Source organism: Guptibacillus hwajinpoensis (genome assembly GCF_001039475.1).
Classification (GTDB): domain Bacteria; phylum Bacillota; class Bacilli; order Bacillales; family Guptibacillaceae; genus Guptibacillus; species Guptibacillus hwajinpoensis.
The window spans coordinates 1,815,506-1,833,251 of the sequence record NZ_LELK01000001.1; the positions used below are offsets into that span (position 1 = coordinate 1,815,506).

Consider the following 17,746-nt stretch of genomic DNA (forward strand, 5'->3'; position numbering starts at 1 on the left):
TTGGAAACTAGAAGGGGGTCAGACACTTGTCTGACCCCCCTTCTTAAATCTCATTTCAATACAAACTGCATTCCATTTTTAAAGTTCTTACTGAAAATGATAAATAACACAAGAATTGGCATTGTCAGCAATACAGATGCAGCATACATCGGTCCAGGATATCCTCCATACGGGCCGAACATTTGAGCCAATAAAACGTTAAGCGTTAACATGTTCTCACTATTCACTACGAGCATATCCCATAGTAACTCCACCCATCGCTCCATGAAGAGGAATAAGAAGATGATCGTAGTGATCGATTTGGACATTGGCAAGACAACTTTCCAAACAATTTTCAGTTGGCTTGCTCCGTCCATTTTCGCTGCTTCCAGCAGTTCATCCGGTAAGCTACGGAAGAAATTCGTGTACATGAAGATCGCCCATAAGTTTACAGCTTTTGGTAGAATCATTGCCCAGTACGTGTCGTACAAACCAAGGTAACGAATGATTAGAAAAAGAGGAATTAAAAGAATAACGGCTGGATAGAACATTTGGAACAAGATCACGTTATTAATTAGTCGGTTTCCTCTAAATTTCAATTTTGCAAGTGAGTAACCAACAAGAATTGCGGTTGCCATCATTAGAACCGTTGAGGATAGCGTTACGAAAAGACTGTTAAAAAGGGCTCGAAGCCAGGGTCTTGCAAGAACACCCTCCCCTCCAAAAAACAACCATTCATAAGACCTTAACGTGAGCTCAGTAGGTATAATTCTACGATCTACTTCATCCCAAGGAGAAAGTGATCCAAGTACCATAAAGAGATAGGGAGATACCATGACAATCAGAACACTAAAAGCTAAGATATAGAGCAATGTTGTTTTCAGTGGTTTATTCCCAACCATGTTTGGCACCCCATTTCTCTAGAATCTTTCGAAACACTAAGATTGATCCAAACGTTACAACTGAGTTAATGACAGCAATCGCTGTACCAAATCCTGCATTCAACCGCTCGAATGCCTGACTATAAATTTCAAGTTGCCATGTATGTGTCGCAAGATCTGGACCACCGCCGGTCAGGACATAGGGCTCAGTGAAGATCCCGAACATTAAGCCTACTGCAAGTATTGTAACTGTATAAAATGAAGGATATAACATTGGAAGCGTTATATGCCAGAATCGCTTCCAGCCTACTGCTCCGTCGATTGCAGAAGCTTCATAGATCTCTTTCGGAATACTCTCAAGACCAGCTACAAATAGAAGGGCATAATAACCTGCAAATTTCCATGCCATCATTAGTGCAATAATTAGCGGTGCAAGAATGGCAGATCCTAACCAGTCAATATCAAGCCCGAACGTTCCTCTTAACCAGATATTAAATGGACTGTTATAAGAAAGAATCCCGTTGACAACAATTGCCGACGCTACTCCTGATGCAAGATACGGAAGAAAGAAGGCAACGGAAAACAACCCTTTAAATTTAGGAAGTGAATGAATAAGAACTGCAAGAAAAAGAGCTCCTGCTACAACAATTGGAACAAACATCGCAAGGAATTTATACGTTACAAAGAAAGCAGCTCTAACCGTGTCTGTAAAGAATGCCTGTATAAAGTTTTGGATTCCGACAAACTCGTAATCAGGAGCAATTAAATTCCAGTTAGTGAATGCTAGATATGTCGCCCACAATAAAGGAAACAGGAAGAAGATCAGTGAATAGATAAGGTAGGGGCTGGCAAAAAGCCAGCCTAACCTTGCATTACTTTTATTCATACTACTTCAACTCTCCATTAATAGCCTCTTTCATATCGTTCCATGCAGCTTTAGGTTCTTTCTCTCCATTTAGTACAGGGATCAAAGCTTCTTTACCAATCAACTCTTGAACTTCAACTGTTTTCTCATTGTCGATTGGAGGTACAGCATTCGGAATGTTTTCTGCATAAATAACTAACTGTGGGTTCTTATCAAAGTACGCTTTAAAAGTATCGTTTGTTGATAAATCATCACGTGCAGGAGGCAGATTCGTTTCTTCAAACCATTTCATATCGTTTTCCGCATCACTATAAACCCATGTAATAAAATCAAATGCAGCCTGTTGTTGTTCTTTAGATGCAGAAGCATAGATGGAGAGCCCTTTTGAATCAGCGAACGTTTTTGAATTTGCAGGATCAACATCGTCCGGTACTGGTGGCATTGAAAGCTCGAAGTTTTCACCCATTTTCATTTCTGGAAATTTGTCTGCCCAATAAGGAAATGTCCACGGACCAATATCCCTCATGATAGCCTGTCCCGTTTCAAATGGGTCCGTCGCATCTCGAGTTAGCAACAATTCATTTTCGTTAAGGTTCTTAAAGAATTCCAGCGTTTCAATTCCAGCCTTATCGCCTGCCGTAAATTCACTACCTTCTACAAATTTGTTTCCTTCAGATGCAGCATTATACACCATGAAGAAATCAAACCACCTTGCCCACCATGTTGGTTTTACTAAGTCTGCTCTTGCCCACAAGAATTTCTCAGGATCTTGTTCTTTCATCTTCTTACCAACTTCAAGTACTTCACTATAAGTCTCTGGTGGTGCATCAAACCCTAGTTCGTTCAAAATATCGATTCTCCATCCAAATAACATCGCATTGGAGTAGATCGGCAAAACATATTGATTATCATCAGAGAACTTCCAGGTTGAGACCGTCTCTGTCATTTCGCGACTTTTGATTAAATCTTCGTATCCTTCGAACTCACTTAATGGGACAATTGCGCTACTCGCCGCTAATTGAGCTGCAAACCCACGTGAAATATTTTCTGAAATTGTAGGAGCATTTCCAGCTGCAATGGCTGACTGAATTCCTGCTTCTGAAGAAGGACTCTCAGGCATTGGTGACACTTCAATTTTCACTTCATCGTTTTCTTTCATATACTTGTCAGCCATATCAGTCCAGAAAGCTTGTTGTGAAGGGTTTGTAGCAGCCCAGAAATTGATGGTTACAATTCCATCTTCAGTTCCACTACCTCCACCACTATTACTTGATTGACACCCTGAAGCAACAATAGAAACAATTACCATCAGCATAATAAAACGCATCGAGAACTTCTTCATTTCCTTTTCCCCCTTTTAATTGATCATGCTATCTTTTTCATATTTTGCAAAAGGATCAGTAAGTGTCACTCTATGGGCTTCAGCATCACTAACGCCTACATAAAGGACTGCTTGACCATTCTCTTTACGAATTAACCCTCCGCTGAAGAGGACGTCCTGTAAATCAGTCCTTTTAGCGGGGCCTTCCGGAAAATCGTCACGCGTTGCAATAATCTCCATGTTAGTGATCCTATTTAATGTAGGATCATAATGACATGTAATTGGATAGTAGTGACGACTGCCTTCGTGATCAAAACGGGCAATATGACCAAGTATCCCGATTTCTCCATTGGCAAGGAGGTGAACTTCGTTTGCTCCTCCCCACTCATCCTCGACAAAATGTTCTTGGATTAGTGAAGCATTTGCTATCGTTTCACTTTGTAGTTCGTCTAGGTTATCAATAGCTGTGAAACCAATTTTTCCACGCCCGCCTTTTTCACCCTGAGGACGCGTAAACACCCCGATCGTTCCATTAGTTAATTCAATTAACCGAATATCCTTCATCCCATCAGGACCTGTAGTAAACCGTTCCATCTTACTCAGGTTATCCCCTTTGTAAAAGACAGTCCTCCATGAGAGAGCGTTATGATTTTCTGGATGTGGAAAAATTTCTACTCCGCCAAACACCAGTTGTCCATGGATAAAGCAGAGAAATGGATCTTGTAGCTGGTATGTTCTCAAGTCTTCTTTTGGAGTCCAGACATTGTTCTTTTCTACAAAAAACACAACTTCTGAATGCTCTGTATCCCTTGCTTCCACACGTCCTGCAATGATCCATTCACCTTCATTTTCAAAAGGAGCCGTAATATTATAAACATCTCTGTCACCGATGCCAGTAAAGATTAATTTCTCTGCTCCTTCTAATGTCGTTCTTTTTTGATAATCATCTAGTAGTGATTGAACAGTAAACACGGTGAATCCCTCCTTTCTCGAACAAGTTATACGTAAGTTAGATTTGAGAGAATTTCCTTAAGACTAAGATCTGCGGCAGCCATTGAAGTATCTGATGCGCCATAATAGATTCTTACATTATCCCCCTGTACAGTTACTCCACAAGTAAAGACTACGTTCCCAAAAAATCCATCCACTTCATATTTAGCTTCTGGTGATAGAATTGGCTCTTCCGTCTTTGCTAAAACTTTAGCAGGATTATCACTATCTAAGAGAACAGCTCCTAAACAATAGCGATTGTTTTTATCTGCTGCATGATAAATTTCTAGCCATCCTTTATCCGTTCTAAAAGGAATGGCTCCACCACCAATCCGTCCGTTGTCCCATCCATCTTGACTCAACCCCAAAAGATATTGGTGATTGCCCCAATATAAGAGATTGTCAGATTCTGCGAGCCATATTTCAGGTTGACCAATCCCTTTTGGTACTGGGCGATGAAGGGTATAATACTTACCGTTGATTTTCTCAGGAAAAATGGAAACATCTTTGTTCTCAGGATGGAGCATTAATCCATGACGTTCATAGGTTGAAAAGTCCTTGGTTGAAATGAGTCCCACGCCTATGCCCTCAGGCGAAACAGCACTATATTGTATATAGTAAGTATCTTGAATCTGCGTCACTCTCGGATCTTCAACACCCCATGCTTCCCTTTCAGTTTCCGGATAGATGAATGGTTCATCATCAATTGTGAATTGACGACCATTTTTGCTTCGAGCGATACGGATATAAGATAGGGATGTCAGATAAGCTGCACGATTGTCTGAACTGTAAAGTACTGATCTAGGATCTGAGAAGTCATACTGAGAATCTTCTATATGTAACTCTACCAATCGCAGTTTACCCTCTCCGTTTGTGAATTCAATTACAGGGGCTTTCACCCTCTTTGGATCCTCACTTATCGGTCTTTCAGCAACCCTAAGGAGTAATAGTGTTTCACCGTCATACTCTGCTACACCAGCATTAAACACCCCTATGACCTCATGGTTATCGTGAAATGGTTTCACATCTTCTGGTGTAATGAGTGGATTTTCTTCAAAACGTTTTACATTCATTTGTTTGTTGTCTCCCCCGAGTCATTATTTTTGATTAGTTCCTTACCATTCCTTGCTACTCTAGCTTACCAACCAAAATGAAAACCTTTACATAATTGAAAATAAATAATCCTCGACGTATTTGAATCGAGGTTTTGCAAAAAACTGATCTTAGTAATCTTGTAAAATTCATTATAATCAGAATTTGTAATTAACGTTACAACTAATTATACATTCGCATTTTGTAATGTCAACACTGATTATTAATTACTATTAACCGTAAGAACCCTTATAAATATTGCTAAATACTAAGGATTAACGTATATTTATATGTAACGTTACTTAATTACTAATTGGAATATACACATGAAAGGTTGAACTGTTTATGGGCAAAAGAGTCACTATGCAAGACATAGCTGATCGCTTAAACATTACTAAGAACTCGGTCTCTCAAGCGCTAACTGGTAAACCTGGCGTTAGTGAACATACAAGGAAAGAAGTTTATAAAGTTGCAGATGAGTTAGGTTATAGCTATACACCTAAAACCCATTCGAGACAACCTGATACAAAAACAGGGAATATAGCCTTAATTGCATCAGATTTCGCTTTTTCTATGAAGAGTTTCTTTGGAGAAATATTTCTTTCTGTAGAAGAAGAAGTTCAAAAACGAAATAAAAGTTTATTGCTTCAATCTGTTAACAAGCATGCTAATGAGAATCTAACTTTACCTTCTTTTATAGAAGACCATTCGGTTGAGGGCATTCTGATCCTCTCTCACTTAAACAATGACTACATTAATAAAGTCCTTGCCACAGGTATTCCGACTGTTTTAATTGACCACCATCATCCAGCTATTCAAGCAGATTCTATTCTAACGAATAATAGATTCGGTGCTTATACTGCTGTTCAACATCTATTAGAATTGGGCCATAAGAATATCGCATATGTAGGAAATATAAACTTTTCCCCAAGTTACCAAGAACGCCTTGAAGGTTACTTGCTAGCATTGAAAGATTACGGAGTAGAACCAAAAGAAGAATATCTTTTTACAAATGCACTCGAAGAAGATGAAGTAATTAACAACTTTATTAGACAAGTTCCCGTCCAACCTACTGCATGGTTTTGTGTGAATGATGGTCTTGGGTATTTAGTGAACTCGGGATTAAAGTTATATGGGGTAAACGTTCCTACAGAAGCCTCTATCTGTAGCTTTGATAACGGCCAGCTGTCAAAACTTTCATCGCCAAGAATTACATCAATGGATATCGATTTGAAATTGTTTGGAAGAAAAGCTGTCGAAAAATTATTTTGGAGAGCAGAAAACTGTAATGAGCCATTTCAGGAAACACTATTGCCCGCTAAGCTTGTAGAAGGTGAGTCAACGAACATAGCGCCAGAAATCAAGCGTAAGAGCGAATCACCTAAGTGATTATTATGACGAATAGAATAACTTTGTTAATAAAGAAAACCATGTCTCACTCAAAAGCGGCATGGTTTTTTTGTGTAAATATATCAATATACTTTTTTGTAATGTAAGTAATTCTTTTTAACTCTATACTGTAATGTTAAAATTGAAAGCGTATTCAAAATAATGAAGGGAATGATTAAATGAAACAGGTAATTAGTTTATTAGTAACGTTTGTACTTTTGATCAGTTACGGTGCTCCAACACTTGCTAAACAAGCAAATGGAAAAGAATCGATTATCAATCTATCTCATCTTGATTCGTTGAACGAAGAGGTTACTATTGATGGAACAGAAATGCTGATTACACACATTTATTCAGAATATCCTGATTATGACTGGGTAGATGCTTCAGGTGAAGGAATTGCCGCTGTAGATGATGTTGCGCGTGCAGCAATTGTGTATTTAACTGACTATGAAAACAATAAAAACCAAGCATCCCTAGAGAAAGCAAGGAAATTACTTAATTTTGTCATGTACATGCAAGCTGAAGATGGTGAATTTTATAACTTTATATATGAAGATTTATCAATAAACACAGATGGTCCTACAAGTAAAAAATCGTTTGACTGGTGGGCAGCAAGAGGCATGTGGGCTCTTGGTTATGGATACAAAGTATTTGAAAAGGTAGACTCCGACTATGCACTGCAATTAGAAGATCACTTCTTATTGGGAAACGAGGCACTCCAAAATGAGATAAACGATACTTATGGAGAATACGATTGGGTCCATGGTGTACAAGTGCCTAGATGGATTACTGGCTTTGATGCTATGTCTAATGCTTTACTCGGTTTATCTGAATATTATTCGATTAAACCAAAAGAAAGTGTAAAAGACTCTATGCTTAAACTAGGGACTGGGTTATCTCACTATCAATATGGTGATTTTGATACATACCCATTTAGCGCGCATCTAGGCTGGGATGGTTCTCCTACCCTATGGCACGCATGGGGAAGTAGTCAATCCTTTGCACTTGCGAAAGCTGGTAAGGTATTAAATAAGCCAGAATGGGTTCAATCTGCAAAGGATGAAGCCGACAATCTTTTCACACATCTCCTTGTCACAGGTATGATTAAAGAAATGGCTCCTACACCAACAAAAGATGAACAAATTGCTTACGGAGTTAATATGATTGTTCAAGGTTTCATGGAAACGTATAAGGCAACAAACGAAACGAAATACGCTCGTTATGCAGGCCTTGCAGCTTCCTGGTTTACCGGGAATAACGATGCTAATTTTGCCATGTACGATCCTGAAACAGGTAGAGGTTACGACGGCATTAATGGAGACACTGGGAAAGTGAATTATAACTCTGGTGCCGAATCTACTATTGAAGCTTTGTTTGCGATGCAAGCTATAACAAGTAATAATAAAGCTAATAAATACCTAAATGCTCGTACTCTCACTCGATTTACGAAGTCAATTATTGAAGCAGAAACCTTTACAGCTGCAAACGGGTCTCCTGAGATTATTAAACCTGAAAGTCCATGGACTGGTGATGCCCTTTATAGTGGTGATCTTGTATTATTAGAGGACGAAGAAGCAATCAAGAAAGAAATTAGTCTCGAAAAGGGTAAATACCTTGTATATGCAGCAATTGAAAAGAAACATTCTCTAAAACACGAAAACTTTCTTAACGTACACCTTGATGGAGAGAATGTTGGGCGCATTCTCGTCTCAAATTCCACTGATGATAGTTACCTTACCCTCATTAAGGTTGGAGAAACTTCCCATCTTGAAGAAGGAAAACATACGTTAACGCTAAAGGCAAACGGAGAAACCGCAGTGATTGATAACATCGTTTTACAACCTGTCAAAGAGTCCGCTGTATTCTCAGTTAAAAAGAACAAGTCCATTATCTTGGAACGAAATTTTCAAGCGGGAACAATTGAAATGAGCAAATACTAAAGTCAATATGCGAATTTAAGATCCTTTATGTTGGATTTGACTAGGAATCGAAGTCAACTTCAATATAAAGGTTTTTTTCTAGGTATTACACTGGTCCTTACCTTCTTTTCCTAAATGATCCAGCATTAATAAAACTCTACGACTACAGATTTCCTTCACTTTGTATTAGAATAGAGGGAGCGAAAAATAGGAGTGGTAGAGATGGATAAAGATATTAAACTAATTGCTTTAGATATGGACGGAACACTCGTCAATCATGATGGAGATGTTTCGAAAGAAAATGAAGATGCAGTGAAGCGTGCGAAGGATCAAGGGATCCATGTTGTTTTAAGTACAGGTCGTTCCCTGCCGTTCTGCCGTGACATTGCAGAACAACTTGGGCATTCCGCTTATTTAGTTACCGTGAATGGTGGACAGGTGTTTGACAAGGAGTTAAATCTTGTAGATAGTACGCACCTTACGAATGACCTTGTAAAACGACTTTGGGAACTGAAAATGAAGCACGATGTGTATTTCTGGTCGTCTACAACAGAAGGTGTTTTCAATACGAAGAAACCGTTCGAGAAAGAAATTGATGACTATAGCTGGTTGAAGTTTGGTTTTGATATTCAAGATGATGCCATCCGCAAAGTTATTACAGATGAAGTAATGGCAAACGAGGCGCTAGAGGTAACGAATTCTAGTCCAACGAATCTAGAAATTAATCCGGCTGGCGTCAACAAAGCAGCTGCGCTAATGAAGGTTTGTAAGTGGCTTGATCTTTCAATGGACAACGTCATGGCTGTCGGCGATAGCATGAACGATATCGCGATGATTCGCGAAGCTGGCTTCGGGGTTGCGATGGGTAACGCACAAGATCGCGTGAAAGAAGCAGCGGACTGGATTACAAAGGACTATACTGAACACGGCGTAGCACACGCAATTGACAGGGTATTGAAAAAGTAGAGATAGTGCCTGTCACCACCCGAATAAGCTCAATAATTGTCGAAAGGCGGCGCCATGAAATTATCCACTGCGCCGCCTTTTTTCTTGTTAGTGAGCTCTTTCTATACCGATCGTTGCCCCCAACTCAAGTCTTCTCTGTTATTTTTCTTTCACATCCAAGACAAATGCCTGATGAGTATGAAGATCTTCATCCTTCTCTACGTGAACTTTAAGCATATACGTTCCTGGTTCAGAGATCTCTACTTTTCCATCATACATACCTTCATCGTTCTCTTCCGCGTCCGTGTAAGTATGCTGATCTTCTCCTTCTTTCCAGTATTCAAAACGTACATTAGCTTCTGTAAGAGCTTGCATCTCTTCTTTCACTGAAGTCGTAAGAAGCGTTGAATCCATCTCATCAGCATCTAACATAATGTCTAGGTCTGCTGCGTGGTGATCGCCGTGATCCCCCTCTTCATCTGAGCTTTCTTCTGTAATAGCGATTTCTAATGCAGGCTCAGACATTTTGTCTTCTTTCTCGCCTTCTTCATCAGAACTTTCCATCGCATCACCTGCCTCAGTCGAGTTCTTACTATCGCTCACCTGTTCATTACTTGCCTCATTCGTCATTTGATTATTACTTGATGAATTCTCTGCTGCTCCTGAACAAGCAGCTAGGGCTAATAGAAAAACCAATCCAATCATCATTGAAACATTTCTCATTGTATTCCTCTCCTCCGTTCTCTATCTCTACTTAGCTAACGAAGAAAATAAATAAATGGATCAGTTATCTCACGAAAAAAGCCCCCTAGTAGGGAGCTCTTCAGACAAGCTTATCGAATAGTACTAATTGAAAGCTTCTCTTGTACAACCTGAATAGCTTTAGCGAGCAATGGTGCCATAGATAACACTGTAATTTTATCCATATCATCTGACTCTGGTAAAGCAATTGTATTTGTAACAACAACTTCCTTAATGTTTGATTCAGCGATTTCTTCTGTTGCATTCCCAGAAAGAACAGCATGTGTGAATGTTGCGTACACTTCTTTCACACCATGCTCCTCAAGAATTCGAGAAGTAAACGCTACGTTTCGCCCTGTGTCGATCATGTCATCAATAATAATGGCAGTTTTGCCTTCGACGTCGCCTATGACATTAACAGTGGATGGTTCACCTGTATCGTATGAGCGTCGGTCAATGAGTGCAATTGGTACATCGAGAAGGGAACCGAGCTTACGAGCACGTAATGCACTACTGTTGTCAGGTGCAACAACAATAATGTCATCAAGATTCTTGTTCTCAAAGTATTCTGCAAGAATTGGGATTCCTGATACTTGATCAACTGGAATATTGAAAAAGCCTTCAATTTGATTCGCATGTAAATCAACCGTTAGAACGCGAGTTGCACCAGCACGCTCAAGCATATTAGCAATAAGCTTAGCAGTAATTGGTTGTCTCGGCCCTGTTTTTCTATCTTGTCTTGCATAACCGTAGTAAGGTAATACAACATTAACGGTTTTAGCAGATGCTCGTTTCAACGCATCAATCATGATTAAGAGTTCCATGAGGTAGTCGTTTCCTGATCCAGCAATAGACTGAACAAGATAGGTATCGCAACCACGGATGCTTTCCTCAACATTCATGTGAATTTCCCCGTCACTGAAGCGCTTAACGGAACAATTCCCAGCTTTAATTCCAAGTGCCTCAACAATTTCTTGAGCCAACTCTGGATTTGAGTTCAAAGCGAACACTTTCACATCTTCTTCATGGCGTAGCATAGCGTAGCTCCTTTATCGTTCGTTTATCGATTGCGTATGATTATCATACGTATGTATTTAGTTTCAACTTCCTCTCCACTATACCATACACAAACGGTCAATTCTTGCTGATTTTCACCTGAATTTCAACTAAATCATTACAAAAAACACAATACCTATGCTTGTATGCGCTTTAGTTATTCAATCGATTAACTGGTTCACTTATTTCCACCGAATGGATTGAATGATATACAATACTACAGCTCCAAAAAGTAGAATTAAGAACAGTGGCATTAAACCAGTTGATAGAGCTTCCTGCTCTCCACTACCAATTAAGAAGCATTCTCTTGTAAGAAAGGCAAACAGAATGGCAATTGTATTCTTCAAGAAATGGATCAGTGCAACTGCACTCCGATACTGAAACGCAGCATTTGCTTCTGTGATTTTCACAATATAATTATACACATGTGGATAGCGCTCCAAAATGGACAATCCAATCCACAGTACCGTACCGATAAAAGGGAGAACAATAAGCATACTACTAGGACCCCAATTATTAGGATCGCCCACTGCATTGAAATGGATCGGTACTTGTTCAGGTAGTATAGACCAATATACCAAGACATACCCAAAACTAGCTAGTAGAAAAAGAAGACTAGCTACATCAAAAATCTTCTGAAATATGGTCTTTTCAATTATTACCTTAGGCCTATTCGCCATACCTCTCACTCCCTTTAGATAGTATATATACGTCCACTATGTCGAAATGTTTCATGCCTAAATAGAAAAAACCGCACCTGATCAGGTACGGTTTCTCCTCACATCTTCGCTACTTTGCGTGATGCTTCATCAATTCTCTTCAATTCTTCTTGTGTTAACTCAAATCCGAGAACTTTCACATTGTCCTCTGCATGTTTTAACTTCGATGCACCTGGAATCGCAACGACTGTATCTCCGTGAAAATGAATGAGCCAGTTTAGGGCAACCTGGCCTGCGCCAACTCCATACGAAGCACCAATTTCCTTAAGTAAATTGATTAACGGCAACGTTTTGGCTAATCCTTGAGGCTTGAATTGAGACATGTGCTTTCTTGGTCCAGAAAGATTCGCAATAAGGTCAGGGTTTTGGTGAAACTTCCCTGTTAGAATGCCTTGCTCAAGTGGAGAGTACGCAATAATGGTAACGCTATGTTGCTTCGCAAGATCCATTACGCCGTTCGTTTCTATGCGACGATCCAACAAGCTATATTTCATCTGGTTCGAAGCAAGACTTGCACCGTGTTTGTTTAGTTCTTGAATGGCACGATCCATTTTATTTCGGTTGAAATTACTAACACCAATTGCACCAATTTCTCCCTGATTGAAAAGGGACGCCATCTCTTTCATTTCTTTCTCAGGAGAAGAAAAAGAGAAAGGCTGATGTATTTGATGAAGGTCAATACGTCTACCTTTTAATGCCTTTTTTCTAGTTTCAATCGTTCCTGTAATAGAAGAAGCCGTCCTTAGGAGTGGCCACCATTTGGTTGCGATTAGCGCCTTGTCCTCAGGGATATCAAGGCGATTCAATGCGCCAGCAAGGGCTTCTTCTGACTTCCCTTTGCCATAGGCTTCGGCTGTATCAAACCAATTAATGCCACCATCAAGGCTCATTTTCACGATAGCGTCCATGTCTTTTTCGGATATTGTAGAGAAATAGCTTCCAATTAGTCCACTTCCTTGACTAAATTGCCACGTTCCAAGTCCAATAGGTGATATCTTATAGTCCGTTTGACCAAGTTTTCTCACAGTCGTGCACATCCTTTAGTTTGTCTTGGATCAAGTATAGCACTTGAGAAAGGCTACCTTCTATTTATCAACACTGCGCTTTAGCTCTTTTTTAAAGGAATAACTAACCCGTTTATATGACATCTTCTCTTCGTAAAAACGATGCGCATCTTTTCGTTGAAGCCCAGAAGAAAGTCCTACTGATTCATACCCTCGTTCTTTAGCCCACTCTTCTATGAAAGAAAGAAGTTTCTTACCGTATCCCTTCGAACGATGCTCGTGACTTGTGACAAGATCGCACACCCAAACAGATCTTCCATTGTAGAGCGTAATCATTGGTTTAAAACCCGTTACAGCTACGATTCGTTCCTCTTCGTAAAGAGCATAGATGCGGTACATATCTTTTTCACGAGCTTCTTCAACGAGCGCTAGGAATTCGTTCGTGTCTAGATGCGTTCTGAGTTCTTTCATAACCTGAAAAGCCTCAGCCAACTCTTCTCCGGAAATCATTTCTTTAATCATATGTACGCCACCTCTCCTCTTCATTTAAACTCGCTACATTCTATCTATTCATTCGCTAGTTACGAAAATGATCCTCTAAAAAAATGCTCCTTTCGTAGAGATTGTTGTTATATTAGTGCGGTGATTTCCGCTCCAGGATGCTCGCTTTCCGCGGGGCGGGCAGTGAGCCTTCTCGTCGCTAACGCTCCTGCGGGGTCTCACCTGTCCCGCTAGTCCCGCAGGAGTCGAGCATCCTTCCGCTCCAATCAGCTAAATGTTGTTTTTTATTCAATTATTGATGCAAAGGCAACAATCTATTAGAAAAGAGTCCAAAAAAGAAAAGTCTGTTCCATCTAGTGGAACAGACCAGTCAAGTTGTCACAGCATAATCTAATTCATTACATAATCCATATGGCAAGCATAGGGGCTGACCTGAGCGCGGATCATAAATGATATCACTTCGTACGCCAAAAACGTCTTCAAGAACGTCTGATTTCATTACTTCCAATGGAGTTCCCTTTTTCTTCACTTTCCCTTTTTTGATCGCCACCATATGATCAGCATATCGACTAGCATGATTTAGATCATGAACCACCATTACAATCGTTCGTTTCTCCTGAAGGTTTAGCCTTTGGAGGAGCTCGAGCACTTCAAGCTGATGCGCCATATCTAGAAAAGTTGTCGGCTCATCTAGAAAAAGAATTTTCGTATCCTGCGCAAGCGCCATCGCAATCCATGCGCGCTGACGTTGACCACCAGAAAGTTGATCAATCGGACGGTTGGCAAACTCTCCAATTCCAGTTTTCTCAATTGCCCAGGCAATCTTCTCTTTATCTTCTATCGTTAAGGCCTTTAATCCTTTCTGATGTGGAAAGCGACCGTATGTGACAAGCTCAAGCACTGTTAGCCCTTCTGGAGCCGTAGGATTCTGAGGTAGAATAGCTAACTCCTTTGCTAGATCGCGTGTTTTCTGCTCATGAATGGCACGTCCATCAAGGTACACCGTTCCGCTTTTAGGCTTCATTAATCTGGAGAGCGTTTTAAGAATCGTTGATTTTCCTGATCCATTTGCTCCAACAAGAGCGGTTATTTCTCCTTCTGGTATCGTCAGATTTAACTGATCAACAATGATATTCTCTTGATATCCAATCCTAAGGTCCTCTGTTTGAATCACCGCGCTCATTCCTTTCGCTTATGCTTCTACAAATTCTTTATGATGCGTCGAATACATCGCCATAGCTTCTGCATCAGGATCGAGAAAGGCTTTTGCACTATTAAGTGCTTTTGGTCCTTCCGCAAGACCTCCGGCAATTAGCGTTAATCGATGTGGATAGGTCACGATATCTCCGGCTGCAAAAATGCCAGGAATACTCGTTTCCATTTTCGCATCGGTCACAACCTTTCCATCGCTCGTTGTCATACCCCAATTCTGAATTCCGCCTAAATCAAGGTCAAAGCCATGGTTCACAAGTAGCGCATCTATTTCAACTTCTTCTTTTTCTCCGGTATCTACATGAGTCAAAACGACTTTCTCTATATGATCTTTACCAATCAGGTCCGATACATAGCATGAACATTTAACATGTGTTTCTGAATTGTTCATCTCTGTGATACTACTCTCATGTCCACTAAACGCTTCGCGTCTGTGAACAATCGTCACTTTTTCTGCAATCGGTTCGAGACGATTCGCCCAATCAATCGCTGAATCGCCTCCTCCAGAAATAAGAACGTGCTTGCCTCTGAAGTTCTCCACTCGATCAACTGCATAGTGGAGATTCTTCCCTTCAAAATGATTAGCACCAACTATAGGCAACTTCTTCACACCAAGGGTGCCGTGACCTATTGCTAGAATCACCGTTTTTGTAAAATGGCGTTGTCCATTGTGACTCGTTAAGACATACGTTCCGTCCTCGGCTCGCTCAAGATCGTCTACTCGTTCACCGAACACCATTTCGGGACTAAACGTACTAGCCTGTTCTTTAAGTTGCTTAATTAAGTCGCTCCCAGAGATAGCAGGAAGCGCCCCAATATCTCTTAGAACTTTCTCTGGATAGAAGTAGGTCACTTTTCCACCAACTTGCGGAAGGTATTCAATGACTTTCGTCTTCAGTTCCCGCATACCACTATAAAATGCGGTAAATAAACCGATAGGACCTCCTCCGATAATCGTCACGTCATACATTTCGTTCTTCTCCATATCATTACCCTCCTAAGCTTTTGCTCTAGCAAGTAAATATAAAAAGTAAGGTGCGCCTATAATTGCCACCATAATACCAGCGTGAATTTCAGATGGTGCGAGGATAGTTCTGCCAATCGTATCAGCGACTAAAAGGATAAGGCCACCAGCGAGAGCTGATAATGGTAGAAGGAAACGATGATCATTTCCAACAAATTGGCGTGCAAGATGAGGACCAACAAGTCCAACAAACCCGATTCCACCACTTACCGATACGCAGGCTGACGCAAGCGCAACCGATGCACCAAGCAGCAAGAATCGCTCTTTCTCTACTTTCACACCCATTCCAATCGCAAGCTTTTCACCGAAATTCAATCCATCAAGCATTCTAGCTTTGTAGAAAATGAACGTAAACAACACGATCACCCATGGCACTAACGTGAGCACATGAATCCAAGTTGTTCCCCATATTTTACCTGCAAGCCAAACGGCTATGAACTGATAATCAAAAGGGTCCATTCGAAGCGTTAGAATTGTAATGAGTGCACTAATACCCGCTGCGACCGCGATTCCATTTAGAATCAAACGCTGAGGCATTAACCCTTCTCTTTTACTATAAGAAAGTGCATAGATGACAATCGCCGTTGCACAACCACCAATTAATGCAAGGAATGGCATTAAGAGAATAGGCGCATCCGTGGTTTTCGGAAAGAAAGAGATAAACACAACAACCATTAATGCCGCGCCACTATTAATACCGAGTATCCCAGGATCAGCGAGAGCATTACGAGAAATGCCCTGCAAAATGCAGCCTGATAGAGCAAGCCCAGCACCGACGAGAACGGCGATCACAATTCGAGGCAAACGAAACTCAAATAGAATCAACGATTGCTGCTCTGTTCCACTTCCTACTAACGTCTTCAATACCTCTAAAGGACTTAATTTGGTTAGTCCAGTGTTAAGACTAATAAAGAAGGTGACGACGATTAGAAAGAAGAAGATTCCTATAATAAGATAACGATGACGGTTTCTTTTCCGCTGAACATCAAATAAAGAATCAAGATTCATTATAGTTCCCTCCCTTCACGCCTCGCCACAAAGAGAAAGAACGGGACACCAACAAGTGCAAATATAGCACCAATTGGCGTTTCATAAGGTGCGTTTACCAATCTCGCTCCCATGTCAGCGATGATCATGAACAATCCTCCGAGAACAGCTGAACATGGAACAATCCAACGGTAGTCAACACCAACAAGAAACCTCGCAATATGAGGAATCACGAGCCCTACAAATCCAATCGGACCAACGGCGGATACAGCAGCACCAGCAAGCACAAGTACAACAATAGCGGATAGAGCCTTGATTACTTTCGTACGCTGTCCTAGCCCCACTGCGACATCTTCTCCAAGACTTAACAATGAAATCGATTTGGAAAGAAACAGCGCAACAACAAGTGCTATGATGATCCAAGGAAGTAGAATTTGAATTTGGGGCCATTTCAGACCTGCCGTTCCTCCAGCAAACCAGAAGGCAAGATCTTGCGAAAGTTGAAAATGAATCGCAATCCCTTCACTAACCGCTGTGAAAAGAGCACTAACAGCAGCACCAGCAAGCACGAGCCGGACTGGAGAAAGACCATTTCTTGATAATGAGCTGATACCAAAAACCAGTGTGGCACCAATCCCAGCTCCTATGAATGAAAAAAACATAAGATTGGTATAAGAGAGACCTGGAAAGAAAGCAAAACTGAGGGCAATCATTAACGTTGCACCTGCATTCAATCCAAGTAACCCAGAGTCAGCAAGTGGATTACGAGTGACCCCTTGCATGATGGCACCGGCTACAGCAAAACTTGCACCAATTAATATGTCAGCAACAGAACGGGGCATCCTAAATTCTCGAATAATCGAATGTTCTGTTGACGTTGGATCAAATTGAAAAACCGCCTGCCAGACCGTCATCAACTGAATATCCGCAGCACCTAACGCGATTGATAGTCCAAGACTTAGAATGAGAGCCGCACTTCCTGCAACTAGAATGAGCACAGCCGTGATAGGTCTTGATTGAACAGCTAGCTGATCTTCTATTTTATTTGCCATCGGCTCAACTTTCTTTAACATGTGACTACCCCTTAGTTTATGTATTGTAAAGGCTCTTTTCAAAGG

17 protein-coding genes are annotated in these 17,746 nt (G+C 40.7%); 3 read left to right on the top strand and 14 right to left on the bottom strand.

Annotated elements, in window-relative coordinates; genetic code table 11:
- Positions 1-50: 50 nt before the first annotated feature.
- From AB986_RS09115 to AB986_RS09135, 5 genes are read right to left on the bottom strand one after another with little or no spacing between them, the layout of a single operon-like run.
- On the bottom strand, positions 51-881 hold the full coding sequence (locus tag AB986_RS09115; protein ID WP_048310521.1) for a carbohydrate ABC transporter permease: 831 nt from the start codon (positions 879-881) through the stop codon (positions 51-53).
- Positions 868-1,746, bottom strand: a complete 879-nt coding sequence (locus tag AB986_RS09120) for a carbohydrate ABC transporter permease (protein ID WP_048310522.1) — start codon at positions 1,744-1,746, stop codon at positions 868-870. The genes AB986_RS09115 and AB986_RS09120 overlap by 14 nt, the downstream gene beginning before the upstream one ends.
- 1 nt (position 1,747) lies before the next feature.
- Positions 1,748-3,067, bottom strand: coding sequence for an extracellular solute-binding protein (locus AB986_RS09125; RefSeq protein WP_048310523.1), 1,320 nt, complete (start codon positions 3,065-3,067; stop codon positions 1,748-1,750).
- Between the two features lie 15 nt (positions 3,068-3,082).
- Positions 3,083-4,018: an MTP-1 family protein gene (locus tag AB986_RS09130; RefSeq protein ID WP_084006468.1), complete on the bottom strand. Its 936-nt coding sequence runs from the start codon at positions 4,016-4,018 to the stop codon at positions 3,083-3,085.
- A gap of 26 nt (positions 4,019-4,044) precedes the next feature.
- The gene (locus AB986_RS09135) at positions 4,045-5,109 is read right to left on the bottom strand and encodes a BtaManbiosPhlase (RefSeq protein ID WP_048310525.1); all 1,065 of its coding nucleotides are present in this window, start codon (positions 5,107-5,109) and stop codon (positions 4,045-4,047) included.
- A gap of 364 nt (positions 5,110-5,473) precedes the next feature.
- On the opposite strand from AB986_RS09135, the gene AB986_RS09140 reads away from it, so the two are divergent.
- The 3 genes from AB986_RS09140 (at position 5,474) to AB986_RS09150 (ending at position 9,405) form a co-directional block, all read left to right on the top strand.
- Positions 5,474-6,517 carry a LacI family DNA-binding transcriptional regulator gene (locus AB986_RS09140; RefSeq protein WP_048310526.1) on the top strand — a complete coding sequence of 348 codons (1,044 nt, stop codon included), beginning with the start codon at positions 5,474-5,476 and terminating at the stop codon, positions 6,515-6,517.
- Between the two features lie 179 nt (positions 6,518-6,696).
- Complete coding sequence (locus AB986_RS09145) at positions 6,697-8,460, top strand: hypothetical protein (RefSeq protein ID WP_053216099.1); 1,764 nt, start codon at positions 6,697-6,699, stop codon at positions 8,458-8,460.
- Between the two features lie 186 nt (positions 8,461-8,646).
- A complete protein-coding gene (locus tag AB986_RS09150) occupies positions 8,647-9,405 on the top strand; it encodes a Cof-type HAD-IIB family hydrolase (protein WP_407921920.1) in 759 nt (252 codons plus the stop codon).
- Positions 9,406-9,543: 138 nt separating this feature from the next.
- Here the strand turns inward: AB986_RS09150 and AB986_RS21135 are convergent, their stop codons facing one another.
- The 9 genes from AB986_RS21135 to AB986_RS09195 all read right to left on the bottom strand — a co-directional run bounded on the left by AB986_RS21135 (position 9,544) and on the right by AB986_RS09195 (position 17,701).
- On the bottom strand, positions 9,544-10,107 hold the full coding sequence (locus AB986_RS21135; protein WP_053216100.1) for a FixH family protein: 564 nt from the start codon (positions 10,105-10,107) through the stop codon (positions 9,544-9,546).
- Positions 10,108-10,217: 110 nt separating this feature from the next.
- Positions 10,218-11,162 carry a ribose-phosphate diphosphokinase gene (locus tag AB986_RS09160; protein WP_048310528.1) on the bottom strand — a complete coding sequence of 315 codons (945 nt, stop codon included), beginning with the start codon at positions 11,160-11,162 and terminating at the stop codon, positions 10,218-10,220.
- A 201-nt stretch (positions 11,163-11,363) separates the two neighbouring features.
- Positions 11,364-11,861 (bottom strand): DUF1648 domain-containing protein, encoded by a 498-nt coding sequence (locus AB986_RS09165; protein ID WP_048310529.1) that lies wholly within the window; start codon positions 11,859-11,861, stop codon positions 11,364-11,366.
- Positions 11,862-11,959: 98 nt separating this feature from the next.
- Positions 11,960-12,925 carry an aldo/keto reductase gene (locus AB986_RS09170; protein WP_321212285.1) on the bottom strand — a complete coding sequence of 322 codons (966 nt, stop codon included), beginning with the start codon at positions 12,923-12,925 and terminating at the stop codon, positions 11,960-11,962.
- Between the two features lie 60 nt (positions 12,926-12,985).
- A complete protein-coding gene (locus AB986_RS09175) occupies positions 12,986-13,426 on the bottom strand; it encodes a GNAT family N-acetyltransferase (protein ID WP_048310531.1) in 441 nt (146 codons plus the stop codon).
- 349 nt (positions 13,427-13,775) lie between these two features.
- Positions 13,776-14,579 carry an ABC transporter ATP-binding protein gene (locus AB986_RS09180; protein WP_236690335.1) on the bottom strand — a complete coding sequence of 268 codons (804 nt, stop codon included), beginning with the start codon at positions 14,577-14,579 and terminating at the stop codon, positions 13,776-13,778.
- Positions 14,580-14,597: 18 nt separating this feature from the next.
- Positions 14,598-15,602 (bottom strand): NAD(P)/FAD-dependent oxidoreductase, encoded by a 1,005-nt coding sequence (locus AB986_RS09185; protein WP_048310533.1) that lies wholly within the window; start codon positions 15,600-15,602, stop codon positions 14,598-14,600.
- A gap of 12 nt (positions 15,603-15,614) precedes the next feature.
- On the bottom strand, positions 15,615-16,649 hold the full coding sequence (locus tag AB986_RS09190; RefSeq protein ID WP_048310534.1) for a FecCD family ABC transporter permease: 1,035 nt from the start codon (positions 16,647-16,649) through the stop codon (positions 15,615-15,617).
- A complete protein-coding gene (locus AB986_RS09195; RefSeq protein ID WP_048310535.1) occupies positions 16,649-17,701 on the bottom strand; it encodes a FecCD family ABC transporter permease in 1,053 nt (350 codons plus the stop codon). Before AB986_RS09195 ends, AB986_RS09190 begins: the two co-directional genes overlap by 1 nt.
- Positions 17,702-17,746 lie beyond the last annotated feature (45 nt).

Coding starts and splice junctions, on each gene's coding strand:
- AB986_RS09145 (WP_053216099.1), top strand. CDS start 6,697: ATGAAACAGGTAATTAGTTTATTAGTAACGTTTGTACTTTTGATCAGT.
- AB986_RS09140 (WP_048310526.1), top strand. CDS start 5,474: ATGGGCAAAAGAGTCACTATGCAAGACATAGCTGATCGCTTAAACATT.
- AB986_RS09175 (WP_048310531.1), bottom strand. CDS start 13,426: ATGATTAAAGAAATGATTTCCGGAGAAGAGTTGGCTGAGGCTTTTCAG.
- AB986_RS09195 (WP_048310535.1), bottom strand. CDS start 17,701: ATGTTAAAGAAAGTTGAGCCGATGGCAAATAAAATAGAAGATCAGCTA.
- AB986_RS21135 (WP_053216100.1), bottom strand. CDS start 10,107: ATGAGAAATGTTTCAATGATGATTGGATTGGTTTTTCTATTAGCCCTA.
- AB986_RS09125 (WP_048310523.1), bottom strand. CDS start 3,067: ATGAAGAAGTTCTCGATGCGTTTTATTATGCTGATGGTAATTGTTTCT.
- AB986_RS09185 (WP_048310533.1), bottom strand. CDS start 15,602: ATGGAGAAGAACGAAATGTATGACGTGACGATTATCGGAGGAGGTCCT.
- AB986_RS09115 (WP_048310521.1), bottom strand. CDS start 881: ATGGTTGGGAATAAACCACTGAAAACAACATTGCTCTATATCTTAGCT.
- AB986_RS09120 (WP_048310522.1), bottom strand. CDS start 1,746: ATGAATAAAAGTAATGCAAGGTTAGGCTGGCTTTTTGCCAGCCCCTAC.
- AB986_RS09165 (WP_048310529.1), bottom strand. CDS start 11,861: ATGGCGAATAGGCCTAAGGTAATAATTGAAAAGACCATATTTCAGAAG.
- AB986_RS09135 (WP_048310525.1), bottom strand. CDS start 5,109: ATGAATGTAAAACGTTTTGAAGAAAATCCACTCATTACACCAGAAGAT.
- AB986_RS09160 (WP_048310528.1), bottom strand. CDS start 11,162: ATGCTACGCCATGAAGAAGATGTGAAAGTGTTCGCTTTGAACTCAAAT.
- AB986_RS09190 (WP_048310534.1), bottom strand. CDS start 16,649: ATGAATCTTGATTCTTTATTTGATGTTCAGCGGAAAAGAAACCGTCAT.